This window comes from Rhizobium sp. 007, from assembly GCF_015353075.1.
GTDB lineage: Bacteria > Pseudomonadota > Alphaproteobacteria > Rhizobiales > Rhizobiaceae > Rhizobium.
This window is the reverse complement of record NZ_CP064187.1, coordinates 3756199-3779398: the sequence shown is the minus strand read 5'-3', so window position 1 is coordinate 3779398 and position 23200 is coordinate 3756199. Positions and strand designations below refer to the sequence as shown.

General features: G+C 59.1%; 21 protein-coding genes and 2 riboswitches. Of the genes, 13 read left to right on the top strand and 8 right to left on the bottom strand.

The genetic code is table 11. The features are described from left to right. Positions 1-5: 5 nt before the first annotated feature. Positions 6-413, top strand: a complete 408-nt coding sequence (locus ISN39_RS18500) for a hypothetical protein (RefSeq protein ID WP_039846462.1) — start codon at positions 6-8, stop codon at positions 411-413. 3 nt (positions 414-416) lie between these two features. Here ISN39_RS18500 and phaR read toward each other — a convergent pair whose 3' ends face one another. Further along, the gene (phaR, locus tag ISN39_RS18495) at positions 417-989 is read right to left on the bottom strand and encodes a polyhydroxyalkanoate synthesis repressor PhaR (protein ID WP_074070018.1); all 573 of its coding nucleotides are present in this window, start codon (positions 987-989) and stop codon (positions 417-419) included. A 236-nt stretch (positions 990-1225) separates the two neighbouring features. Between phaR and ISN39_RS18490 the strand changes: the two genes are divergently transcribed. Together ISN39_RS18490 and phbB are read left to right on the top strand one after the other, a co-directional pair. After that, positions 1226-2407 carry an acetyl-CoA C-acetyltransferase gene (locus ISN39_RS18490; RefSeq protein ID WP_194728451.1) on the top strand — a complete coding sequence of 394 codons (1182 nt, stop codon included), beginning with the start codon at positions 1226-1228 and terminating at the stop codon, positions 2405-2407. 65 nt (positions 2408-2472) lie between these two features. Then, positions 2473-3198 (top strand): acetoacetyl-CoA reductase, encoded by a 726-nt coding sequence (gene phbB / locus ISN39_RS18485; protein ID WP_039846460.1) that lies wholly within the window; start codon positions 2473-2475, stop codon positions 3196-3198. A gap of 314 nt (positions 3199-3512) precedes the next feature. Here the strand turns inward: phbB and ISN39_RS18480 are convergent, their stop codons facing one another. Next, a complete protein-coding gene (locus ISN39_RS18480; RefSeq protein ID WP_194728450.1) occupies positions 3513-3779 on the bottom strand; it encodes a YMGG-like glycine zipper-containing protein in 267 nt (88 codons plus the stop codon). A gap of 26 nt (positions 3780-3805) precedes the next feature. After that, positions 3806-3961, bottom strand: a complete 156-nt coding sequence (locus ISN39_RS18475; protein WP_022717477.1) for a DUF3309 family protein — start codon at positions 3959-3961, stop codon at positions 3806-3808. A gap of 263 nt (positions 3962-4224) precedes the next feature. Between ISN39_RS18475 and ISN39_RS18470 the strand changes: the two genes are divergently transcribed. The 6 genes from ISN39_RS18470 to ISN39_RS18445 all read left to right on the top strand — a co-directional run bounded on the left by ISN39_RS18470 (position 4225) and on the right by ISN39_RS18445 (position 10960). Then, positions 4225-4521, top strand: coding sequence for a hypothetical protein (locus ISN39_RS18470; RefSeq protein WP_194728449.1), 297 nt, complete (start codon positions 4225-4227; stop codon positions 4519-4521). Positions 4522-4746: 225 nt separating this feature from the next. Beyond that, on the top strand, positions 4747-7809 hold the full coding sequence (locus ISN39_RS18465) for a DEAD/DEAH box helicase (protein ID WP_194728448.1): 3063 nt from the start codon (positions 4747-4749) through the stop codon (positions 7807-7809). A 3-nt stretch (positions 7810-7812) separates the two neighbouring features. Then, positions 7813-8217, top strand: coding sequence for an RNA-binding S4 domain-containing protein (locus tag ISN39_RS18460; protein WP_194728447.1), 405 nt, complete (start codon positions 7813-7815; stop codon positions 8215-8217). 194 nt (positions 8218-8411) lie between these two features. Further along, positions 8412-8750 (top strand): ferredoxin FdxA, encoded by a 339-nt coding sequence (gene fdxA / locus ISN39_RS18455; RefSeq protein ID WP_194728446.1) that lies wholly within the window; start codon positions 8412-8414, stop codon positions 8748-8750. 399 nt (positions 8751-9149) lie between these two features. Then, positions 9150-9722, top strand: a complete 573-nt coding sequence (locus ISN39_RS18450; RefSeq protein ID WP_022717473.1) for a CarD family transcriptional regulator — start codon at positions 9150-9152, stop codon at positions 9720-9722. 374 nt (positions 9723-10096) lie between these two features. Beyond that, positions 10097-10960 carry an RNA polymerase factor sigma-32 gene (locus tag ISN39_RS18445; RefSeq protein WP_022717472.1) on the top strand — a complete coding sequence of 288 codons (864 nt, stop codon included), beginning with the start codon at positions 10097-10099 and terminating at the stop codon, positions 10958-10960. A 51-nt stretch (positions 10961-11011) separates the two neighbouring features. Here the strand turns inward: ISN39_RS18445 and ISN39_RS18440 are convergent, their stop codons facing one another. The 4 genes from ISN39_RS18440 to thiB form a co-directional block, all read right to left on the bottom strand. Further along, positions 11012-12556, bottom strand: coding sequence for a M48 family metalloprotease (locus ISN39_RS18440; protein ID WP_092586641.1), 1545 nt, complete (start codon positions 12554-12556; stop codon positions 11012-11014). A gap of 252 nt (positions 12557-12808) precedes the next feature. Further along, a complete protein-coding gene (locus tag ISN39_RS18435) occupies positions 12809-13528 on the bottom strand; it encodes an ATP-binding cassette domain-containing protein (RefSeq protein ID WP_194728445.1) in 720 nt (239 codons plus the stop codon). Continuing rightward, positions 13515-15152 (bottom strand): thiamine/thiamine pyrophosphate ABC transporter permease ThiP, encoded by a 1638-nt coding sequence (gene thiP / locus ISN39_RS18430; protein ID WP_194728444.1) that lies wholly within the window; start codon positions 15150-15152, stop codon positions 13515-13517. The genes ISN39_RS18435 and thiP overlap by 14 nt, the downstream gene beginning before the upstream one ends. After that, entirely contained in the window at positions 15152-16174 is a 1023-nt protein-coding gene (gene thiB / locus ISN39_RS18425) for a thiamine ABC transporter substrate binding subunit (RefSeq protein WP_074070008.1), read from the bottom strand. Before thiB ends, thiP begins: the two co-directional genes overlap by 1 nt. A gap of 48 nt (positions 16175-16222) precedes the next feature. Beyond that, a riboswitch (TPP riboswitch) is annotated at positions 16223-16336 on the bottom strand. Positions 16337-16432: 96 nt separating this feature from the next. Here thiB and ISN39_RS18420 point away from each other — a divergent pair. Beyond that, on the top strand, positions 16433-17083 hold the full coding sequence (locus tag ISN39_RS18420; protein WP_194728443.1) for a thiamine diphosphokinase: 651 nt from the start codon (positions 16433-16435) through the stop codon (positions 17081-17083). A gap of 3 nt (positions 17084-17086) precedes the next feature. After that, entirely contained in the window at positions 17087-18913 is a 1827-nt protein-coding gene (locus tag ISN39_RS18415) for an ABC-F family ATP-binding cassette domain-containing protein (protein WP_194728442.1), read from the top strand. Between the two features lie 88 nt (positions 18914-19001). On the opposite strand, the gene ISN39_RS18410 is transcribed toward ISN39_RS18415, so the two are convergent. Further along, on the bottom strand, positions 19002-20837 hold the full coding sequence (locus tag ISN39_RS18410) for an ABC transporter ATP-binding protein/permease (RefSeq protein WP_194728441.1): 1836 nt from the start codon (positions 20835-20837) through the stop codon (positions 19002-19004). Positions 20838-20991: 154 nt separating this feature from the next. Next, positions 20992-21069, top strand: a riboswitch (SAM riboswitch). A gap of 62 nt (positions 21070-21131) precedes the next feature. Between ISN39_RS18410 and metA the strand changes: the two genes are divergently transcribed. Both metA and ISN39_RS18400 read left to right on the top strand, forming a co-directional pair. Then, positions 21132-22055, top strand: coding sequence for a homoserine O-succinyltransferase (metA, locus tag ISN39_RS18405; protein ID WP_039846449.1), 924 nt, complete (start codon positions 21132-21134; stop codon positions 22053-22055). A 122-nt stretch (positions 22056-22177) separates the two neighbouring features. Further along, the gene (locus tag ISN39_RS18400; protein ID WP_194728440.1) at positions 22178-23200 is read left to right on the top strand and encodes an aldose epimerase family protein; all 1023 of its coding nucleotides are present in this window, start codon (positions 22178-22180) and stop codon (positions 23198-23200) included.

The following is a 23200-nucleotide window of genomic DNA, read 5'->3' as shown; positions in this document are numbered from 1 at the left end:
GCTCAATGATCGCTGTAATGCCGCTGATGGTAATCCCGTTTATTCTTTACAACATGACGATGGCCGGTTTGATGGGTGGCGGAGGCATTCCCGCGCTCCAGCATGACATCATGGTGCTTTCGATGATCTCCGGTGCGATCTGGAGCATGGCGCTCGGCGATCTCTTCATCGTCGTGGCGCTGGTCATCCTGTTCTTCGAGATATTGAAGGCCACCCGCAACGGATCCGGCAGCCTTGTCAATCACATGCTGTCGATGCTGGTCTTCATCGCTTTCCTGGTCGAGTTCCTTCTCGTCCAGGATGCGGCAACACAGGTCTTCTTCATCTTGATGACGATTGCGCTGATCGACGTGATCGGCGGGTTTGCAGTCTCGATCCGCAGTGCCGGCCGCGATGTTTCGATCGGGCTTTGAACCTTAGAGATTGTCGAGCTTGTTCTGCAGGGCGCGCAGCTGTTCCTTCAACTCGTCGATATCCTTCGCCTCCGCCTTCTTCGATTCCTTGGCGGGAGGGGTCATGAAGGGAGAGAACATCTGCATGGCCTTCTGAAACATCTCGGTGTTGCGGCGGACCTGGTCCTCGACCATCTGCATCGGCAGCTGCAGGTTCTTGCCGAGCGGTGATTCGCCGAAGGCGCGGTTCACCTGTTCGCGCATCTGCGCCTGCTGTTCGGTGAAGGCGCGCATGGAATGTTCGAGGAAGCTCGGAACGACCATCTGCATCTGATCGCCGTAATAGCTGATGAGCTGGCGCAGGAAGGAAATCGGCAGCAGCGTATTTCCGGTTTTTGATTCCTGCTCGAAAATGATCTGGGTCAAAACGGAATGTGTGATGTCATCACCGCTCTTTGCGTCCTGTACCGTAAAATCCTCTCCCTTCTTCACCATCTCCGCCAGATCTTCCAGCGTCACATAGGTGCTGGTGCCTGTATTGTAGAGGCGGCGGTTGGCGTATTTCTTGATGACTATTTGACCCTCGTTCTTCGCCATATCAGTCTCCTGAACCCCGTCTGATTGTCATGGATATTCCTCCGTAACAGACTGTAGACGCAAAAGAAGCCTGGTGACAATCTCTTTGTGCGATGCGGCAACCCCTTTGAGAAAAGGGATAATTGGCATGTTCGCAAGCCGCAGCGAAAATGCCGCAATCGCCTTCTCGTTTGACTTAGGGCTGAAGCTTTGCCAGTTTCGACCTATGTATGCTGAAGGAAAACGAGGAGGCCTTTATGAGCAGTTCATCCATCGTCATCGCCAGCGCGGCCCGTACAGCGGTCGGCTCTTTCAATGGTGCATTCGCCACGGTTCCGGCGCATGAGCTTGGGGCTGCCGCCCTCAAAGCTGTGCTCGAACGCGCAGGCGTCGACGCAGCCGAGGTCGACGAGGTTATCCTTGGCCAGGTGCTTCAAGCAGGCGAGGGCCAAAATCCAGCGCGCCAGGCGGCCATAAAAGCGGGCGTTCCGAACGAGGCTACCGCCTGGAGCGTCAACCAGCTTTGCGGTTCGGGCCTTCGGGCAGTCGCCCTCGGAATGCAGCAGATCGCGCTGGGGGATGCGAAGATCATCGTCGCCGGCGGCCAGGAATCCATGTCGATGGCTCCGCATGCCGCGCATCTGCGTGGCGGTACGAAGATGGGCGACATGAAGATGGTCGACACCATGATCAAGGACGGCCTGACAGACGCTTTTTACGGCTACCACATGGGCACCACCGCCGAGAACGTCGCCCGCCAGTGGCAACTTTCCCGCGACGACCAGGACCAGTTTGCGGTTTCATCTCAGAACAAGGCGGAAGCGGCCCAGAAGGAAGGCCGCTTCAAGGATGAGATCGTTCCCTTCGTCATCCAGACACGCAAGGGCGATGTGACGGTGGAGGCGGACGAGTACATCCGTCACGGTGCAACACTCGATGCGATGGGCAAGCTTCGTCCGGCTTTCGACAAAGAGGGCACGGTGACGGCTGGCAATGCGTCGGGCCTCAATGACGGCGCGGCAGCCGCGATCCTGATGACGGAAGCGGAGGCCGCCAGGCGCGGCATCCAGCCGCTGGCGCGCATCGTTTCCTGGGCGACGGCTGGTGTGGATCCTCAAGTCATGGGTACTGGCCCGATCCCTGCGTCGCGCAAGGCGCTCGAGAAGGCTGGCTGGTCCGTCGGCGATCTCGACCTGGTCGAGGCGAACGAGGCCTTTGCCGCTCAAGCTTGCGCTGTGAACAAGGATCTTGGCTGGGATCCGGCGATCGTCAACGTCAATGGCGGCGCAATCGCGATCGGTCATCCGATCGGTGCGTCGGGAGCGCGGGTTCTCAACACGCTGCTGTTCGAAATGAAGCGGCGCAGTGCCAAGAAGGGTCTTGCGACACTTTGCATCGGTGGCGGCATGGGTGTCGCCATGTGCTTCGAGGCACTTTGAATAGTATGCGATTGATGATTCGAGAACGCCTGATCAAAGGCGAATGACCGAGAGGGGAGCGAAGCATGAGCAGAGTGGTTTTGGTCACCGGTGGCACGCGCGGCATCGGTGCCGCCATTTCGATGGCACTTAGGAATGCGGGCTATAAGGTCGCCGCCAGTTATGCCGGCAACGACGAGAAGGCGAGGGCCTTCCATGACGTGACCGGCATCCCGGTCTTCAAGTGGGATGTTTCCGATTACGTCGCTTGCGGCGAAGGGGTCGCAAAGGTGGAGGCAGAACTCGGCGGCATCGAGGTGCTGGTCAACAATGCCGGCATTACGCGCGACGCAATGTTTCACAAGATGACGCCGCAGCAATGGCATGAGGTCATCAATACAAACCTTACCGGCCTCTTCAACATGACGCACCACGTCTGGGGCGGGATGCGCGACCGTAGCTTCGGACGCATCGTCAACATCTCTTCCATCAATGGCCAAAAGGGCCAGATGGGGCAGGTGAACTATTCGGCTGCCAAGGCGGGTGATCTCGGCTTTACGAAAGCACTTGCCCAGGAGGGGGCAGCGAAGAACATTACGGTGAACGCCGTCTGCCCTGGCTATATCGGCACGGAAATGGTCCTCGCCGTTCCGGAGAAAGTGCTCAACGAGCGGATCATTCCCCAGATTCCGGTCGGGCGCCTTGGCGAGCCGGAGGAAGTCGCGCGCTGCGTTGCCTTTCTCATCTCCGACGATGCCGGCTTTATCACCGGCTCGACGCTTTCGGCGAACGGCGGGCAGTTCTTCGTTTAGTTGCCGCGCGGACGCCTGATATTTGCCCTGACTGCTACTCTTTGCGTACGGCTGTCACCGCCGCAAAGCGCAGCAGAGGCTGTCGTGAGAAACGCTGCCGCAACAAGAACGGGGACAGCGGCATTCAAAATGATCTGAACCATGAAAGCATTCCTTGCCTAAGCGGCAATCGTTGCCGTGTTATGGAAGGAATATGCGCGTCATCCCTGTGGTAGAGTAGATTTGACTTTCGCGACCGATCGTCAACATGCTGTTGACACGCAACAAAAAACGGGCGCCGAGGCGCCCGTTTGCATTCATTTCAACGGCAATACTTAATAACGGCGCGGGCAGCGTGCTTCGTAGCGGCGGCCGTAGCGGTCGCGATAGACGCAGTAGCCGCGGCGTTCCACGGACTGGCCGATAAGAGCACCAGTAAGGCCGCCAGCAACTGCACCGACTGCAGCGCCACCCCAGCTGTCGGTGACAGCACCGCCAATGATTGCGCCGGTACCAGCGCCAATGGCCGTCCCTCTTTCCGTCGGCGTGCAGGATGCAAGGGCGCCCACAAGGGCGGCTACAATCGCAATTTTTTTCATCATGACTTTCACTCCCATTTACCTAGCCGTTAAATCCGGCCCATTAAGACAAGGATAATTATGATGATGAGGACTAGCCCCAAACCCCCGGAAGGTCCATAGCCCCAACCACGGCTGTATCCCCAATTCGGGAGAGCACCAATCAAAAGCAGAATAAGGATAATGAGAAGTATCGTTCCGAGCATGTTGCGATTCCTTCAACTCATCGTGAGTCCGAATGGACAATAAACACGCATCCGCGATTTTTGTTCCCGGCTAAGCTCCGCAATATGCAAGCGGCGGCGGTTTTCTGCTTAGGACGAGGATCAAGAACGGTGATCAAGAGAAGCGACGATCGTTAAAAGGACCGCCGATGGCAGTGCCGAGCGACCAACGCTTCGGAGTGGTTTTATGGTTAAAATTCCATTTTAATACAATATGTTGCGGTGAACGAACCGGGAAAATCGCGATGTCGCTGATTCGTCAGCGATTCGTTCCGGATTTGATCGAAATGTTAATGCGATCGCGTGAAGCGTTAGTCGATATGAATCCGGCTTCCGAAACCGGAGGCAACGTTGCCTTTGCGGTTCGCCGCCGATCGTTCCGGCTTCGGGCCGCAGCATCAATTCCGGGCAGTTTTCCCAGCTGTTTCTCGTCCATGTTCGCTCTCGGCAAGAACGTTAACGCGAGCAGCATTTCGAGCTATCCAGCGCCTGATGCCGATTCAGCATCTAGTAGGAAAAACCGATTCAAAACCAATACTTAGCCGTGAACAAAAGCTGAATCACCGCGAGTCACCGATTCGTCGCTGATTCGTTCTCGCGCTGTTCCGAATCTTAAAACAGTCACTTAGCGGCATTTCCTGAATCAAGTTTGCAGCTGATTTTAGAGGACGGCTCTTGCGTTTAGCCGGCCGGCTGTCCATGTGTTGTCTGCTTCGGGAACGGAGCGCACTTGACCCCGAGGCTCCCCCGCCTCACTTGCATGGACAATGACACTGACATCGCAGCCCATGATACTGAGCGGGCGCGGCGTGACCGCGGTGCTCGGCCCCACCAATACGGGCAAGACCCATTACGCCATCGAGCGCATGGTAGCCCACGGCACCGGCGTGATCGGCCTGCCGCTGCGTTTGCTGGCACGTGAAGTCTATACGCGTGTCGTCGAAAAGGTGGGCGTGCAGAATGTCGCCCTCGTGACCGGCGAGGAGAAGATCTCGCCGCCGACTGCGCGCTTTTCGGTTTGCACGGTCGAAGCCATGCCGCGCGAAACCAAGGCCGCCTTTGTCGCGATCGATGAGGTCCAGCTTGCAGGCGACCTTGAGCGCGGCCACATCTTCACCGACCGTATTTTCCATTTGCGGGGCCGCGACGAAACGCTGCTTCTAGGCGCCGACACGATGCGGCCGATCCTGCAGCAGCTCCTGCCGGGCATCACGGTCGTTGAGAGGCCGCGGCTTTCGCACCTCTTCTACGCGGGTCAAAAGAAGATCACCCGTCTTCCTCAGCGCTCGGTGATCGTCGCCTTTTCGGCAGATGAGGTCTACGCTATTGCCGAATTGATCCGCCGCCAGCGAGGGGGTGCTGCGGTTGTTCTCGGTGCCCTCAGTCCCCGCACCCGAAATTCTCAAGTTGCGCTTTATCAGGCCGGCGATGTTGAATATCTCGTCGCGACCGATGCGATCGGCATGGGCCTCAATCTCGATGTCGATCACGTGGCGTTCGCGCAGGACCGCAAGTTCGACGGCTATCAGTTCCGCAATCTCAATCCTGCCGAACTCGGCCAGGTTGCCGGACGTGCCGGCCGCCACGTGCGTGACGGTACATTCGGGGTAACAGGCCAAGTGCAGCCGTTCGATGAGGAATTGGCGCAGCGGATAGAAGCGCACGAGTTCGACAATGTCAGGGTCTTGCAGTGGCGCACGAAAGAGCTTGATTTCTCGTCGATACAATCATTGCGGGCGAGTCTTGAACGTCCGCCGAGCGCTGAAGGTTTGACGCGGGCTTTGCCCGCCGTCGACCAGCAAGCGCTTGAGCATCTGACGCGCTATCCCGAAATCATAGATCTGGCTACAAATCCGCAGCGCGTGGAGAAGCTTTGGGAAACTTGCGCACTGCCTGATTATCGGCGTATCACCCCTGCACAGCACGCTGACCTGATCTCGACGCTCTTTTCCGATCTTGTACGCTATGGCACGGTGAACGAGCAGTTTCTCGCGGAGCAGGTGCAGAGAGCCGATCGCACGGATGGCGAAATTGACACGCTTTCGGCGCGAATCGCGCAGATAAGAACATGGACTTATGTGTCGAATCGGCCCGGATGGCTTGCCGATCCGACACACTGGCAGGAAAAGACGCGGGAAATCGAGGATCGATTGTCCGATGCGTTACATGAAAGGTTGACGAAACGCTTTGTTGATCGCAGGACATCTGTGCTCATGAAGCGCCTGAGAGAGAATGCGATGCTGGAAGCTGAAATCAGTGTGAATGGCGATGTCTTTGTTGAAGGACATCATGTGGGGCAGTTGTCCGGGTTCCGGTTTACCCCAATTTCGGGTGCGGACGGATCGGACGCCAAGGCGATCCAAACGGCATCGCAAAAGGCGCTTGCCCTGGAATTCGAGGCACGCGCCGCGCGCCTCCATGCTGCGGGCAACAGCGATCTGGCGATCAGCGCCGACGGCCTCATCCGGTGGATCGGCGATCCGGTTGCGCGCCTTGCGGGCAGCGAGCACGTCATGCGTCCTCGCGTCATCCTGCTTGCCGACGAACAGCTGACGGGCAACGCGCGCGAGCACGTTGCAGCCCGCGTCGAACGCTTCGTCAATCACCATATCAGCACGGTTTTGAAGCCGCTCGATGATCTTTCGCGTGCTGAAGACCTACAGGGCCTTGCCAAGGGCCTCGCCTTCCAGCTCGTCGAAAATCTCGGCGTGCTCTTCCGCCGCGATGTGACGGAAGAGGTGAAGTCGCTGGATCAGGACGCGCGCGCCTCCATGCGCCGTTATGGTGTTCGCTTCGGCGCCTACCACATTTTCGTCCCTGCGCTTTTGAAGCCGGCTCCGGCTGAACTCATCACGCTGCTCTGGGCCTTGAAAAATGACGGCCTCGAAAAACCGGGCTATGGCGACCTCATTCCGGTGCTGGCTGCCGGCCGCACGTCCGTCGTGACCGATCCGGGCTTCGAGCGCACGTTCTATAAGCTCGCCGGCTTCCGTTTTCTCGGCAAGCGTGCCGTTCGCATCGATATTCTCGAGCGGCTTGCAGATATCATCCGCCCGTTGCTGCAGTGGAAGCCGGGTCAGGCGAACCGGCCGGAAGGCGCTTATGATGGCCGCCGCTTCACGACCACCACTGCGATGCTTTCGATCCTCGGCGCGACGCTGGAGGACATGGAAGAGATCCTCAAGGGCCTCGGCTATCGCGCCGATGCCGTGACGGCCGAGGATGCGGCAGCTCATCTTGCTGGCCACGATGCTTCCGCTGCCCCGGCAGCCGAAACCTCTGGGGAAGAGGCCGCCGAGAAAGCCGATCATGACGATGCCGACAGCACATCGGAAGAAGCTGCTTCCGTGGCGCCGGCTGCAGAAGAAAAACCTGCTGTCGAGCCCGCGGCGAGCGAAGCATCCGCGACTGAATCTGCGGAAGCCGCTGAACCTGTCGAACCGAAACCTGTCCTTTTGTGGCGTCTTGGCGGACGCAACGACAATCATCGCCAAGCACGCGGTCCGGGGGAACGCCGCGGTGGTGACCGTCAGCAGCAGGGCAACCGCCGCCACGGCGGGGGTGAAGGCGCAGAGGGCAATCGTGGCGAAGGCCGGGACGGCAAACGCCGCGACGGCGGCAAGCCGCACCAGGCTCGGGGCGATCGCAACGAGCAGCGGGGCGATCGTCAGGATCGCGGCGACCGCAAGGATCGCAACGACCGCAACAACAATCGCAACGGCTCGCAGCCGTTGCGCTTCGAGGCAAAGGCGCCGCGCAAGGAAAAGCCGATCGATCCGGATTCTCCTTTCGCAAAGCTCGCTGCCTTGAAGGAGCAAATGAAGAAGTAGCCGATGAGCGGGGAGACACAGCCAGGAAGCGGTTCGCGTCAGCGCATCGACAAGTGGCTGTTTTTCACGCGCATGGTGAAATCTCGCTCTCTGGCGCAAGGCCACATCCAGTCAGGCCACGTTCGCATCAATGGCGAGCGCGTCCAACAACCCAGCCAGACCGTGAAGGCGGGTGACCGTGTCGAGCTTAAGCTGGATCGCCGGGATGTGGTTCTGATCGTGAAGGCATCAGGCGAGAGGCGTAGGCCCTTCGAAGAGGCAAAACTGCTTTACGATGATCTGACGCCGCCCCAGGGTGAGACAAAACGTCTCACGCCCTACGAGCAGGCCATCCGTTCGACGGGCGCCGGCCGGCCGACGAAAAAGGAGCGGCGCGCAGTCGACAGGCTGATGTCGGACGAGGATTAGAAAACTCTGTCCATCAGGCCCTGATCGACAGATCGTTTATTCTTGAAATTCGACCGCAAAGCCGATACGTGACAGTCAACTTGCCGGACAGTGTGCTTGCCTCCCAAGCCTGTCCACGCTGTCCTCCGGCCAGGGGAAAGGCGCGACGTTCCAGGTTGCCCGGCCCCGCTTGCGTGAAAATCCTGGAGTTCTTCATGACCTATGTCGTGACCGACAATTGCATTCGCTGCAAATATACCGACTGCGTGGAAGTCTGCCCTGTCGACTGCTTCTATGAGGGCGAAAATTTCCTCGTCATCCACCCGGATGAGTGCATCGACTGCGGTGTCTGCGAACCGGAATGTCCCGCCGAGGCCATCAAGCCGGATACCGAGCCTGGGCTCGACAAGTGGCTCAAGATCAATGCTGAATACGCCAGCAGCTGGCCCAACATCACCGTCAAGAAAGAACCGATGGCGGAAGCCAAGGAAATGGACGGAGAGGCCGGCAAGTTCGAGAAGTACTTCAGCGAAAAACCCGGTGCCGGCGATTGATGATCATTTTGCCGGCGTAGCCTCGAAATCGGAGCCGAAGGCGGGCGTAAACGTTTATAAGATGCTCTGCTCATATGGGTGCCATGTGTTGCCCACATGACTCACGTTAAGCAAATTATTGATTTCCTCATATTTTTATGATAGGTTTGCCACACTGATCCATTTGAGGCACGAAGCGTGCCCAAAACCATCACGAAAGCAAAAGAAATCCGTACGCGGTTCCCCGTGAGATATCAACGCCTTGAGCTGTTCGATCATTGATCGCGCGCAAGGAGATCTTTTGCTTCTGTCTGGTGGGACCAGAGTGAAGTCACCCGACGGAGCTGATCCGTCTCATCCGGGCCTGACTGACCCGGCTCCGGCCGCTGCCGGACGCGTAACAGGGAGTTTTTGATTAGTATGACGACCCAGCAGAAAAAACCTTCAGCAGCACGCCATGGCTTCAAGACCGGTGAATCGATCGTATACCCCGCTCACGGCGTCGGTAACATCACTGCTATCGAAGAGCAAGAAGTCGCCGGCATGAAGCTCGAGCTTTTCGTTATCGATTTCGAGAAGGACAAGATGCGCTTGAAAGTTCCGGTTGCCAAGGCAATGAGCATCGGCATGCGCAAGCTCTCGGAAACCGATTTCGTCGAGCGCGCCCTGAAGGTCGTGCAGGGTAAGGCACGTGTCAAGCGTACCATGTGGTCCCGCCGTGCGCAGGAGTATGATGCCAAGATCAACTCCGGTGACCTGATTTCCATCGCAGAGGTCGTTCGCGACCTCTATCGCGCGGAAAATCAGCCCGAGCAATCCTATTCCGAGCGTCAGCTCTATGAAGCGGCGCTCGATCGCATGGCGCGCGAAATCGCCGCAGTGAACAAGATGTCGGAAACCGAAGCCGTCCGTCTCGTCGAGATGAATCTCAACAAGGGTCCGAAGCGCGGCAAGGCAATCGAAGAAGACGATTCGCAGGACGAAGCCGCTTAATACTGCATTGTTTTCCTTAACAAAAAGCCCGGCCTGCGAGCCGGGTTTTTTTGTGGAACTTTTTCCGGCCAGCCGCGTTTAGACACTGTACGTGCGGATTGCATCGGGAAATATCTGCCTGATCGAACGTTCGCATTCCTGTCAACGTTCGATGAGGAGCGGATCATGCCTTCCACAATTTGCCAGGCCGGCAACTTGAAGAAACGGGTCCAACCTTACCTGCATATGACAAAGAGATAGGGCCTCCTCCTGAAAAATCCAGGAGCGGGGCCTTTATGCATTCACACGCTGGATTGATCCGGGCAGCTTTGGTCCGGGAGTAACCTGATTGTTTTCTTTCAAGGGCACGAGGCCTGATTTTTAGGAGACCGATTATGAAGAACATGTCTGCAGACCGGCGCATGATCAAAATCGCCATGGCGGCTCCCTATCTTGCTCGCGAAGAAGAACATGATCTCGCTATTCGCTGGAAGGACAATGAGGATCGCGGTGCCCGCAACCAGATCGCGATGGCTCACATGCGTCTCGTCATTTCGATGGCGGGCAAGTTTCGCAATTTCGGTCTGCCGATGAGCGATCTTGTCCAGGAAGGTTATGTTGGCCTGCTGGAAGCGGCCGCCCGCTTTGAGCCGGAGCGCGAGGTGCGCTTCTCTACCTACGCAAGCTGGTGGATTCGCGCGTCGATCCAGGATTACATCCTGCGCAACTGGTCGATTGTCCGCGGCGGTACGAGCTCCGCCCAGAAGGCTCTCTTCTTCAATCTGCGTCGCCTGCGCGCCAAACTTGCCAGAGGCGACTCGCATCTCACCCTTCAATCCATCCATCAGGAGATCGCGGCTGCCCTCGGTGTCAGCCTCGCCGACGTCCAGACGATGGATGCGCGCCTTTCCGGCAATGACGCCTCGCTGCAGGCGCCTTCGGTTTCCGGCGATGCCGACAGCGCCGAGAAGATGGATTTCCTTGTCAGCGACGATCCGTTGCCGGATGAGCAGGTTTCCAACATGATTGATGGCGAACGTCGCCGTATCTGGCTGACATCGGCGCTGAAACATCTCAATGAGCGCGAGATGAAGATCATTGCGGCACGCCGCCTTGCCGAAGAAGGTGCGACGCTCGAGGAACTCGGCGCCGATCTCGGAATTTCGAAGGAACGCGTTCGCCAGATCGAAAGCCGCGCCATGGAAAAGTTGCGCAGCGCGCTGGTGAGCGCAGATCCCCATATGGCGGCTCACGCCTAAAAGCTCTTACTTCCAGCAGCACAAACTGGCCCGGCGAAAGCCGGGTTCTTTTTATTCGGAAATGATTTTCACGCGGTCGCCGGGCGAGACCGTGCCGCCAGTTGGCAGGGCATTGATCAGTTTGAAGAGGTCGAGCTTACGATCCGTGCCCAGCATTCGGGCCGCCAGCGTTGCGACGTTTTCGCCGGGACGGACGCTGATGACGCGGATTCTCAGAGGCTTCAGCGTTGCCGCTTCCTGCGGTGTCATGCGGCGGAAGCTGGCGCGCAGCACGTCTGCTGTCTGCTGCAGGACGGCACTGCCCTTTGGAACGGCGGTCAGGAAGCGGAAGATCTGCGAATTGTTGCGCACCACGGTCACGTCGAAATCCCAGCGATCCGCGGTTGCACGGGCCGTTGCCGCTTCCATGCCGTTGACGGTGATCGGCCGGATCGTCGAAGGATCGAGGCCGGTGACCCAGCCGCTCGATATGTAGTTCGTCAAGCTTTGGTTGTCGTTGTCGGCAACCCCGTCGAAGCGGATCGCCACGTCTCCCGGACCGGTTGCCATGACGGCTTCGACTTTATTGTCGATGCTGAAATCCGGCGGCACGTCGAAGCGAATGCCGAGACCACCGTGCAGGAAGGTCTGGCCACGAACATAGCCTTCCTCCGGACTGTCGCCATAGAGAAGACCGTCGATGCCATCGAGATAATAGCCCCGGCCCTTGTCTCCGACCGTCCCCTCCTGGCCGAAGGCGCGGGCGTGATCGCGCGCAAGCTCGATACGCTGCACCGAGTTCGGGTGGCTCGAAAGGAAGTCCAGGCTTTGGTCGGCCTCAGGATCGGCGGACATGAAGCGGCTATAGGCCGCCATGGAATCGAGGAAGCGAGTGGCGGCGTAAGGATCGTAGCCCGCTTCACCGAGCATGCGCACGCCGATCACATCGGCCTGCAGTTCCTGCTGGCGCGAGAAGGCGGCGAGACGCAGCTTGCCGCGGGCAAGCGCCTGCTTGCCGGCGATGTCGCTCGACAAAACTTCGGCGACGACGCGGCTTGCGATGACCTCCGCCTCTTCGCGCTTCTGGCGTTCGATGCCGTGATTGGCCGTAACGTGACCCATTTCATGCGAAAGAACAGCCGCGACTTCGGAAGCGTCGTTGGCAAGCGCCAGCAGACCACGGGTCACATAGAGATAGCCGCCCGGCAGCGCGAAAGCGTTGATTGCCGGCGAATTCAAAATCGTGATTCGGTAGGACTGGCTCGGATTCTCCGAAACCGCCGTTAGCGCACCGGCAATGCGCGCAACGAGGCGTTCAGTCTTGGCGTCCTTGTATTCGCCGCCGTAGCTTGCAACGATACGCGGATGTTCGCGCGCGCCCATGGCGGCACGCGGATCGTTCTTCTGGACTTCATCGACGATCTGCGGGCTGGCAGAGGGCGAGACCGTCGGCTGATAGGATTGCTCGAGAATCGACTGGCAGCCATTGAGCGCGACTGCGGCCGCAGACACCAGCAGCGCATGGCGGCTCCACCGGTATGGCGCAGAAAGCACGTTACTGGAGGGCGCGGGGCGTTTCCACGTCGTCATGCTGTCCAGTCTGGCTCTCCGAGTCATCTTGCTTTTCGGCCGGTTTACCGCATGTCCGATCCGGCCGCTTCCAACGGGGTTCAACAGTCGTCCATCCCGGTTCTCGCACTGCACAGCGGGAAGACACAAGCCATTGCTGTAACTGATTTCCGCATCGGTTGCATAGCGAGACTCTGTTTAATTGTAGCGCCGTTGTATTTTAGCAAGCGTGGCGTCGTTAGGGCGATCTTTCGCTCGGATGAAATTGTGGCGAAAGTGCCATCGCAAGTATGAGATTCGTCAACCGTGCAGAAATCGCCTTAGCGCGGGCATATCTTCCCGCGCGAGATACTCGGTGAGTGGCGCGGCAAGAACGATCGCGCCTTTATCGATAAAGACACCGTAATCGGCGATCCGGCGCACCTCGTCGGGATCGTGCGAAACCATGATCACCGTGTTTTCGGTTTCCATGTGCAAACCAAGCAGCAGTTCGGCCATGCCTGCGCGCAAGCCCGGGTCAAGTGCTGCAAAAGGTTCATCCAAAAGCAGAACGGCGCGCTTTCGCACCAGCGCCCGCGCAAATGCGGCTCGCTGCCGCTCTCCACCGGAAAGCGTTGCGGGCATGCGCCTTTCGAAATTGGCGAGGCCGACCTTCTCAAGCGCTTGGGAAATTTTTCTCCGGTCTTCGGCGGCAAGCTTCAACGCCGGATCGATCCCCAGGCCGACATTGGTGAAGATATCAAGATGGGCAAAGAGATTGTTGTCCTGGAAGACGACAGAGATCGGACGTTCCGCCGGATAGGCGGCCGTCACATCGGCGCCGTGCATCAGAATGCGGCCGCTGTCGGGTCTTTCAAAACCGGCAAGCAGATTGAGAAAGGTTGACTTCCCGGCGCCGGAAGGGCCGCTCACCGCGACGACCCGGCCAGCCGGCAGGCGGCAATCGAAATGGAAAGCGTGCGTGCCGAGCATCAGGCGCACGTCCTGCATTTCGATCTCGTCTTGATCAGCGATCGCCATCGCCATTCTCCCGTGTCGGCTGGCCCGCTGTTCCGGCGATTGTCAGCAGCAGGCAAATGATGCCGAGGATCAGCGCAAGGCCGTCGGCATCATTCGTCCGGTAGCTGCCCATGCGGCTGTAGACGAGCCAGGGCAATGTGACAAAACCTTCAGAGCCGAAGAGAGCAACGGCCCCGAGATCGCCGAGCGAGAGCGCCATGGCGAACGACAAGGCGGTGAGCAGCGGCTTCTTCAAGCCCGGCCAATCGATCAATCTCAATCGAGCCGCGCGCGCAATACCCAGGCTTGCGGCCAGTTTCTGCGTCCGGCGCTGATGCACAATATAGGCCGGCTCCAGTACGCGCATGACAAAGGGAAGTGCCATGAGCATATTGATGAGAACGACGAGTACGGCTGCAAAGCGCGTCGCATCGCCGAAAGGCCGCAGTGCCATGAACCACCCGGTTGCGAGTACGATTGGAGGCACGAGCAGGACCATCGATGAAGCACCGCCCATGGCTGTGAAAAAGGACCTGTCGGTAACCCCGCGCCGCCGCTTCGATAAGATTGCATGCCGGGCACGAATCATGGCCATCGAAAGGACGATCGAGAGCAGAGCGGCCGAAAGCGAGATCGCCAAGCTCATCCCGGCTGACTGCCAGAAGATCGGCTCCTGCAGCAGCTTTATGAGATCGGCGTGCAACCCGGCGGCGATGATCGACACAAGCGGGAGGCCGAGGAAGAGCACGGCGATCAGCAAGAGCAGACTGTCGGCCAATCTGGCACATTGCCTTTTGCCATCAAGCCGCTTGATGTCTCTGCCTTCGGTCAGGCCCTCGTCTCCGGCAGGCGGAAAAAGTGCCATCGCGCCGAGGATCATCGCCGTCAGCGCGATCTGCAGGAGCGACAACGCGATTGCGCGGCCGGGGTCGAAATCGAAACGGAGCGACTGGTAGATCGCGACCTCGATCGTGGTTGCTGCCGGGCCGCCACCGAGGGTTAGCACCAACGTGAAGCTGGTGGCGCAGAGCATGAAGATCAATCCGGCTATCCCAGGAATGAGCGGGCGGATCGCCGGCCATTCAATGAAGCGGAAGACCGAGCGGGGCCGCATGCCGAGGCCGCTTGCCATCAGCCAGTATTCGGCGGGCACGCGTTCGAGACCGGCAAGCATCAGGCGGCAGGCAAGCGGCAGGTTGAAGAAGACATGGGCGAGAAGAATGCCGGTTAGCCCATAGATGCTCACCGGTTCGTCAAGCCCGATCTTCATCATAAGCGAGTTCAACAACCCCTGCCTGCCCCATATCCCGATCAAGCCGAGTGCGCCGATCAGAACCGGCAGCCCCATAGGAACCGCCATCAGGCGGATGATCCAGATGCGCCCTAGAAAATGCGGCTGGCGAGCGAGCGCGCGTGCGACCGGAATCGCGAAGACGATGGAAAGTGCGGTCGAAAGCAGCGCCTGCAGCAGCGTGAAGCGCAGCACACGCAGAATATAAGGATCGAAAAGAATGCCGACGATGGCAGCGCCGCCTCCGGCAAAAAGCAACGAGAACGCTGCAAGTCCGACAAACAACGTGACGGCGGCGAGGCTGATCGCCCCGCCGGTCAATGCACGCTGCCGTTCGGCTGCGGTCTGCAGCATCAGTTCATGCTCATCGCCGCAAGCCACTCGTCGATCCAGGCCTTGCGGCTTCTGGCGACCTCGTCGGAGCTCATCAGGAAGGTCTTGGCCGGATTGACGAGCTTGCTAAAGGCATCCGGCAGCGGCTTGGAGGTTGCGGAAACGGGCATCATCCAGTTGTTCGTCGGGATGGTATCCTGGAAGCCGGGCGTTATCATGAATTTCAGGAAGTCGCGGGCAAGATCCTTGTCCTGCGCATTCTTCAAAAGGCCCGCGACTTCGATCTGGATATAGTGGCCTTCCGAGAAGGCTGCGGCCTGGTAGCGATCGGTATTCTCAGTCACCATGTGATAGGCAGGGGATGTGGTATAAGACAGCACCATCGGCGCCTCGCCCTTGGTGAACAGGCCATAGGCCTCGGACCAGCCGGGCGTGACCGTCAGGATGCGGTTCTTGAGTTTGCCCCAGGCTTCCGGCGCCTTGTCGCCGTAAATGGATTTGACCCAGAGCAGCAGGCCGAGGCCCGGCGTCGAGGTTCGCGGATCTTCGATGACGATCTTCTGCGAAGGATCACCTTCGACCAGATCCTTCATGCTCTGAGGCGGGTCCTTGATCGTTTGCGTATCGTAGATGATCGCGAAGTGACCGTAGTCGTAGGGAACGAAGACATCGTCCACGAAGCCGCCCGGCACCTTCAGCGCGCCGACATCGACGCCACTTGCGTCGAACAGGCCGGTCTCCTTGGCTTCGGTGACGAGGTTCGTGTCGATACCGAGGACGACGTCGGCCTTGGTGGAAGCTCCCTCGAGCTTCAAGCGCGAAAGCAGGGCGACGCCATCGGCGACGCTGACGAAATTGACCGTGCAGCCGCATGTCTTCTCGAAAGCGTCCTTGACCTTCGGCCCGGGTCCCCATTCGGACGTGAAACTTTCGTAAGTGTATATGGTGAGCGTCTTTTCCGCGCCGTGCGCGGCAGACAAGCCGAGCGTCGCGGCGAAAAATGCTGCGGTCAGCGAAGAGATGATCGATGTGCGGCCGGACATGGCGCGCCTCCTCCTTGAGTTTCTTTTGAAGGGGAAAAGGGCGTTGCCAAATGTCACGCGTCTAATCCCTCCGCCGGTGTTAACCGGATCAGGTTCCGCGGGTTGGCTCGATGCCTCTCAGCCGGTATCCTTGCGGACATCCAGGCACCCCGTTAGAGCGTCGGCAGATGTATCGCCATGAAGGCTTTATGACAAGGGCGAAGCGCGCTGACCGTAGCCCCTTTCCCTTGGCCCCTGCTTTGCGCTATGGGCAATGCCATGAGCCAATCCACTTTCACGATCCTGCTCGGCGGCGAACTCTCCCTGACCGAGCGCCTGCGTTCTGCCGTTTCAGGCAGCCGCTTCATCGCCGCCGACGGCGGTATGCGGCATGCAGCAGCGCTTGGCGTGGTGCCGGAGCTTTGGGTCGGGGATTTCGACTCGACGCCGCCGGATCTGGAGGGCGTATTTCCGCATGTCCCGAAACAGCCCTACCCGGCCGCCAAGGCCGCAACGGATGGTGACATCGCGGTGTCGGAGGCGATTGCGCGCGGCGCACGGCGAATTGTCCTTGCCGGTGCGCTCAGTGGCGAGCGCTCGGACCACGCGCTGCAGCTCCTGCTTTACGCCGTCAGCCTTGCCGAACAGGGTTTCGACATTCTGTTGACCTCCGGAACGGAGGAGGCCGTGCCGCTTCTCGCTGGTAAAATTGAGCTCGATTTGCCGAGGAACAGCCTGTTTTCGGTGTCCGGCTTCAGCGAACTTCATGGTCTTTACATCGAGAATGCCCGGTATCCGCTCATCGATTTTCATTTGCCCTTCGGCTCCTCGCGTACCATTTCCAACGTCGCGGAAGGCAAGGTTCGTTTTAGGCTCGGCAGCGGCCGGGCGATTGTCCTTGCCCGCCCTTATGATTTTTCCGGAGTCTGATTTTTGGCCCCTCCCATCCTGAAACTCGACGATATCTTCCTAAGCTTCGGCGGAACGCCTCTCTTGGCCGGCGCGGCCCTGCAGGTCGAGCCGGGCGATAAGATCTGTCTGGTCGGCCGTAACGGCTCGGGCAAATCGACCCTTCTGAAGATTGCGGCCGGCATCGTTGAAGCGCAATCGGGCGAGGTTTTCCGCCATCCATCCTCGACGGTGCGCTATTTGGAGCAGGCTCCGGATTTCGCCGGTTTCAAGACGGTGCAGGCTTATGCGGAAGCCGGTCTTGGGCCGGGCGATGATCCTTATCGCGTGACCTACCTCCTCTCGCATCTCGGCCTTACTGGCGAAGAGGACCCGAAGAACCTCTCCGGCGGCGAAGCGCGACGCGCAGCGCTTGCCCGCGTGCTGGCGCCTGAACCGGATATTCTCCTGCTTGATGAGCCGACGAACCATCTCGACCTTCCGACCATTGAATGGCTGGAAGGCGAACTTCAGAAAAGCCGCAGCGCGCTGGTCCTGATTTCCCACGACCGCCGTTTCCTCGAAAAGGTCTCTACGGCGACCGTCTGGCTCGACCGGGGTATGTCGCGGCGCCTCGACCGTGGCTTTGCCCATTTCGAAGCCTGGCGCGATCAGGTGCTCGAGGCGGAAGAACTGGAGCAGCACAAGCTCGGCAAGGCGATCGAACGCGAGGAGCACTGGCTGCGCTATGGCGTAACCGCTCGGCGCAAGCGCAACATGCGACGCCTCGGCGAGTTGCAGACCATGCGCTCGCAGCATCGTGGCCACAAGGGGCCGCAGGGGACCGTGCAGGCTGCGGTGTCCGATGCGCAGGAATCCGGCAAGCTGGTGATCGAAGCGGAAAAGATCACCAAGACTTTCGATGACCGTCAAATTGTTGCGCCGTTCTCAATCCGCGTCCATCGCGGCGATTGCATCGGTCTGGTCGGACCAAACGGCGCGGGCAAGACGACGATTCTGAAGATGCTGACGGGACAGCTTTCGCCGGACAGTGGCACGGTGAAGCTCGGGACCAATCTCGAGATTGCAACGCTCGACCAGAAGCGCGAAGATCTCAATCTGGAGGATACGCTCGCGCACTACCTGACCGACGGGCGCGGCGAGAATCTGCTGGTGAACGGGGAGCAACGGCACGTCACCGGCTATATGAAGGAGTTCCTCTTTCAGCCGGAGCAGGCGCGCACGCCGATCAGGAACCTGTCAGGCGGTGAGCGCGCGCGGCTGATGCTGGCGCGCATCCTCGCGCGCCCGACCAACCTTCTGATCCTCGATGAACCAACCAACGACCTCGATCTCGAGACGCTGGACCTGCTGCAGGAAATCGTCGCCGGCTTCCCGGGCACGGTTATCCTCGTGAGCCACGACCGCGACTTCCTCGACCGCACGGTGACCTCGACAATCGCGCCCGCCGTCCCCGACGCGCCTGATGGGCGCTGGATCGAATATGCCGGCGGCTATTCCGATATGCTTGCCCAGCGCAAGGGCGCAATGGAGGAGCGGAAGAAGATCGAAAAGGCCGCGGAGAAGCCGAAAGCTGAGGCGGCTGCATCTGTGGCAGATGCCTCGAAGGGCAAAGGCAAGCTCTCTTACAAGCAGAAATTCGCGCTCGAAACCCTGCCCAAGGAAATGGCCAAGGCAGAAGCTGAAATCGCCAGGCGCGAAGAAAAGATGGCCGATCCCGATCTCTTCAGCAAAGATACTGCCACCTTCAACCGGCTTGCGGCGGAGATGGAAAAGCTGCGCGACAGCCTGACGAAGATGGAAGAAGAATGGTTGGAGCTCGAAATGCTGCGCGAAGAGCTGGAGGGCTAGGTTCCGTCCGGACGGAAAGGCTTCCGCCTTCTGTCAGATCGCGCAGGTCTTTTCTGTCCTTGGTTCGGACGCATAGTACTGCGACTACTCAAATGACCGGTGCAGGTGCGTGTGCCGTGCCAGTTCCTGCTGCCGGAAAGGCCGACTGCTCGATCTTCGCTGCCAGTGGATGCAAATGCAACTCGCGCGGATTGAAGGTTTCGAGGTAGGCCTCGGACCGTCCGATATAAACCATGGTGGAATCGGATAGCGTCGCCAGCAGCGCCATCAGGGTTGATTGCCATTCCGGCTCAAGGCCCTCCAGCACTTCGTCGAAGATGATCCAGCGCGGCCGGGCCAGCAGCAAGCGGGCAAAGCCGATCCCCTTCTGCTCGTCGGAGTCGAGCATCTTATCCCAGCGGGCCCGCGTATCGAGACGCGCAATAAGGTGGCTAAGGCCGGCTTTCTGGAGCGCTGCTTCGACGTCCTCGCTGTTGTAGGTGTCCACCGGTTCCGGGAAGGAGAGCGCTTCGCGCAACGTGCCACCGGGCACATAGGCCACTTCTGGAACGAAAACCATGCCGTCGGCGGGCGGCAGGCCTATCTTGCCGCTGCCGCAGGGCCAGAGCCCTGCAAGCGCCTGGAACAGCAGCTTGCGGTTCACATTATGATCGCCGTTGATCATGACCTTCTCGCCGGCTCTGATCGTGACATCCGTCTCGCGGACGGCAAAGCCGCCGCACAGATCGATCTCTTCGCCGAGCTTGGCGGCGATCATGAGGTTCTTGAGGGTCAGCGTATCTGCGTTATCCTCGTAGGTGATCGCATTCTTCGGATTGATGGGTTCGTCCATGCCGTGCAAGGCATGGCGGAAATCGGTCACGCGCATCAGCGTGGCGCGCCACTCGGCGATCGCGGCGAAATTGGCAACATACCAGCGCAGGGCGGTATTCACCTGGTTGAAGGCGCCGACGGACATCATCAGTTCGCCGAAGGTCAGGCTGCCTGAAAAATAGGCGGGAGCCGCGACGATGATCGGGACGACGATGACCAGCCAGCCGTAACCGGCCGAAACCCAGGTGAGGTTGGTGCTAGCCATGGTCAGCCGCTTCAGGATGGCAAGTACCGAAGTGATATCCTCATTGATCCGCCGGCGTTCGTTTTCCTCGCCGCGGGCCACGGTAATCGCCGGCATGTTCTCGTTGGCATGCATCAGCGAAAAGCGAAGCTCCGCTTCCTTGGAGAAGCGGTCGGCATTCAAGATCACCAGCTTGCGGCCGACGATCTGGCTGAGGATCGACGCGGATGCCGCATAGAAGATCGCGGCCCAGACCATATAGCCCGGAATGGCAAAGGCGTAGGTGCGAAAATGGAAGACGAAGCCGCTCGAAAGCTCCCAGAGAACGCCGATGAAACTGACGAGCAGGATTGTCGACTGGATGAGGCCGAGCGTGAGGCCGGTCGTGCTTTCTGCAAGGTTGCGGGCGTCTTCATGCAGCCGCTGATCCGGGTTGACCCCGATCAGGCCGGTTGAGGCGAGACGCAGCGCACGCTTGCGCTTCAGCCAGTGATCCACGAGGTCGCGGGTCAGCCCTTCGCGCATATAAAGCGCGGTCATCTGGTTGAGCCACGCCTGGCCGACGTTCATGAGCAATAGCGAACCGGCAATCAACGCGAAGACCTGGAGCTGATGGAAGAATTCGCCGACGTCGCGGCGCTGCAGGGAATCGTAGAACGGCGCGTTCCAGCGGTTCAGAATGACCTGGCCATAGGCCGTCGCCAGGATCACCGCGAGCAAGATCGAGGCGAGAAGCAGAATCTTTCCGCGGACCTTGGAATCCCAGAATGCCGCAAACATCAGTTTCAGGCGGTATCCGAGGCTCAGATCGTAACCTACTCTATCCTGCCCTTGAATGCTCGGCCTGCCTTCGACGTCGTCTGCCATTATGTCCTTCCATGCGGACCATGATGATGCTTGATTAACATGGTGACGCGCCCTGTCCATCAACAGATTCTACCAGTCATTAACGCGTGAGTTACCTTGGTTCAACGCGCCCCTTCAGAATTGCGATTGATTCGCGTGGGCTCCGGCGCTATTTAGTGTTCTCCGTGGTGATTTGGCCGGCCGGCTTGCAGCCACGTTAAATAAGTCGCTAAAGGGCCGCGTGCGGACCGGTAGCGATTCTTTCGCCGCCGGTTTTTTATTTGCCGGTACCTTTTGTTTTGTTGAGTGACCGCAATGCCCATCAAGATCCCCGATACGCTGCCCGCTTTCGAGACCCTCGTTCATGAGGGCGTGCGGGTGATGACCGAAACGGCGGCGATCCGTCAGGATATCCGCCCTTTGCAGATCGGGCTTCTCAATCTCATGCCGAACAAGGTCAAGACGGAGTTGCAGATGGCGCGCCTTGTGGGCGCCTCGCCGCTTCAGGTGGAGCTCTCGCTGATCCGCATTGGCAACCATAGGGCCAAGAACACGTCCGAAGACCACCTGCTTGCTTTCTACCAGACCTGGGAGGAGGTAAGGCATCGCAAATTCGACGGCTTCATCATTACTGGCGCACCGATCGAAACTCTGCCTTACGAGGACGTGACCTATTGGACGGAGATGAAGAAGATCTTGGATTGGACCGAGACGAACGTTCATTCGAGCATGAATGTCTGCTGGGGCGCAATGGCGGCGATCTACCATTTCCACAAGGTTCCGAAATACGAGCTGAAGGAAAAGGCGTTCGGCGTCTATCGCCATAAGAACCTCAAGCCTTCATCCGTCTACCTCAATGGCTTTTCCGATAACTTCGAAGTGCCGGTTTCGCGCTGGACCGAGGTCCGGCGCGCCGATATCGACAAGTCCTCAAGCCTCGAAATCCTCATGGAATCCGACGAGATGGGCGTGTGTCTCGTGCACGAGAAAAAAGGCAAGCGGCTCTACATGTTCAATCATGTGGAATACGATTCCACATCGCTTTCCGACGAATATTTCCGCGACGTGAATGCCGGCGTGCCGATCAAGATGCCGCATAACTATTTCCCGCATAACGATCCGTCGCTCGCACCGCAGAACCGCTGGCGCAGCCATGCGCATCTGCTCTTTGGCAATTGGATCAACGAAATCTACCAGACGACACCCTATAATCTCGACGAAATCGGTACAAAAATCTGAACTGCAGCCGCCGCTGACCTCGTTGCGGCGGCGTTTCTTTTTTGTGTTTGACGGTTGCGGTCCTCAACAAATGGAGGCAGGTTCGCGGGCCTGAAACGAACACAGATTTGGGATGGCGAACTATGTCGGAAAAGCTCGAACGGGAAGTTTTCGGGACGACGAAAGACGGCGAAACCGTCTATCGCGTCGAGATCAAGGGCGGCGGCCTTACAGCCAAGATCATGACTTGGGGGGCAGTCATCCAGGATCTGCGGCTCGACGGCCATGATGCGCCTCTCCTGCTCGGCTTCGACGACTTTGCCAGCTATCCCTCCCATTCCTCCTATTTTGGTGCAACGCCCGGCCGCTGTGCCAACCGCATCGGCGGTGGCAAGTTTACCCTCGACGGCAAGGCCTATCAGCTCGAGCTCAATGAAAAGGGCGTTTCGCATCTGCACGGCGGCAGCGACAATATCGCCAAGCGCAACTGGACGATTGTCGAGCACGATGCCGACCGTGTCGTCTTGAAGATCGTCGACCCGGACGGTCGCGCAGGCTATCCAGGCAACTGCACGGTCCAAGCGACTTACCGTGTGCATGCCCATGGCGAATTCTCGGTCGTCTACGAGACGACCACCGACCAGCCGACGCTCGCCAATCTTTGCCAGCACGCCTATTTCAATCTCGACGGCCGCGAAGATGCGCTCGGCCACGATATCATGATCGCTGCCGATCATTATCTACCGACTGACGAGAAACAAATCCCGACCGGCGAGATCCGCCAGGTCGAAGGCACGGTCTTCGACTTCCGCGAAATGGCCCCGATGAAGCGGTTCGATGACGGCGAGCAGGCGTTTTACGACCACAATTTCTGCCTTTCGACGGAACGCACGGCCAAACGCTCCGTCGTACTGGCACGCAGCGTCAACTCCGGTGTCTCGCTGGAGGTTAGAACCACCGAACCGGGCATACAGTTCTATGCCGGTTTCAAGCTCGACGTTGCGGTCGCGGGTATCGGGGGGCGGAAATACGGGCCCTTCGCCGGCTTCTGCCTCGAAACGCAGGTTTGGCCGGATGCGATCAATCACGAGGGCTTTCCGAATGCGGTGCTGCGCCCAGGCGAGGTGCTGCGGCAGGAAACGGATTACATCTTCACGAAAAGCTGA

Coding starts and splice junctions, on each gene's coding strand:
- ISN39_RS18470 (WP_194728449.1), top strand. CDS start 4,225: ATGTCGCTGATTCGTCAGCGATTCGTTCCGGATTTGATCGAAATGTTA.
- thiP (WP_194728444.1), bottom strand. CDS start 15,152: ATGCTGCAGACCGCAGCCGAACGGCAGCGTGCATTGACCGGCGGGGCG.
- thiB (WP_074070008.1), bottom strand. CDS start 16,174: ATGTCCGGCCGCACATCGATCATCTCTTCGCTGACCGCAGCATTTTTC.
- ISN39_RS18445 (WP_022717472.1), top strand. CDS start 10,097: ATGAAGAACATGTCTGCAGACCGGCGCATGATCAAAATCGCCATGGCG.
- ISN39_RS18400 (WP_194728440.1), top strand. CDS start 22,178: ATGTCGGAAAAGCTCGAACGGGAAGTTTTCGGGACGACGAAAGACGGC.
- ISN39_RS18490 (WP_194728451.1), top strand. CDS start 1,226: ATGAGCAGTTCATCCATCGTCATCGCCAGCGCGGCCCGTACAGCGGTC.
- fdxA (WP_194728446.1), top strand. CDS start 8,412: ATGACCTATGTCGTGACCGACAATTGCATTCGCTGCAAATATACCGAC.
- ISN39_RS18435 (WP_194728445.1), bottom strand. CDS start 13,528: ATGGCGATCGCTGATCAAGACGAGATCGAAATGCAGGACGTGCGCCTG.
- ISN39_RS18475 (WP_022717477.1), bottom strand. CDS start 3,961: ATGCTCGGAACGATACTTCTCATTATCCTTATTCTGCTTTTGATTGGT.
- ISN39_RS18460 (WP_194728447.1), top strand. CDS start 7,813: ATGAGCGGGGAGACACAGCCAGGAAGCGGTTCGCGTCAGCGCATCGAC.
- ISN39_RS18500 (WP_039846462.1), top strand. CDS start 6: ATGATCGCTGTAATGCCGCTGATGGTAATCCCGTTTATTCTTTACAAC.
- phaR (WP_074070018.1), bottom strand. CDS start 989: ATGGCGAAGAACGAGGGTCAAATAGTCATCAAGAAATACGCCAACCGC.
- ISN39_RS18410 (WP_194728441.1), bottom strand. CDS start 20,837: ATGGCAGACGACGTCGAAGGCAGGCCGAGCATTCAAGGGCAGGATAGA.
- ISN39_RS18450 (WP_022717473.1), top strand. CDS start 9,150: ATGACGACCCAGCAGAAAAAACCTTCAGCAGCACGCCATGGCTTCAAG.
- metA (WP_039846449.1), top strand. CDS start 21,132: ATGCCCATCAAGATCCCCGATACGCTGCCCGCTTTCGAGACCCTCGTT.
- phbB (WP_039846460.1), top strand. CDS start 2,473: ATGAGCAGAGTGGTTTTGGTCACCGGTGGCACGCGCGGCATCGGTGCC.
- ISN39_RS18440 (WP_092586641.1), bottom strand. CDS start 12,556: ATGACTCGGAGAGCCAGACTGGACAGCATGACGACGTGGAAACGCCCC.
- ISN39_RS18465 (WP_194728448.1), top strand. CDS start 4,747: ATGACACTGACATCGCAGCCCATGATACTGAGCGGGCGCGGCGTGACC.
- ISN39_RS18420 (WP_194728443.1), top strand. CDS start 16,433: ATGAGCCAATCCACTTTCACGATCCTGCTCGGCGGCGAACTCTCCCTG.
- ISN39_RS18480 (WP_194728450.1), bottom strand. CDS start 3,779: ATGATGAAAAAAATTGCGATTGTAGCCGCCCTTGTGGGCGCCCTTGCA.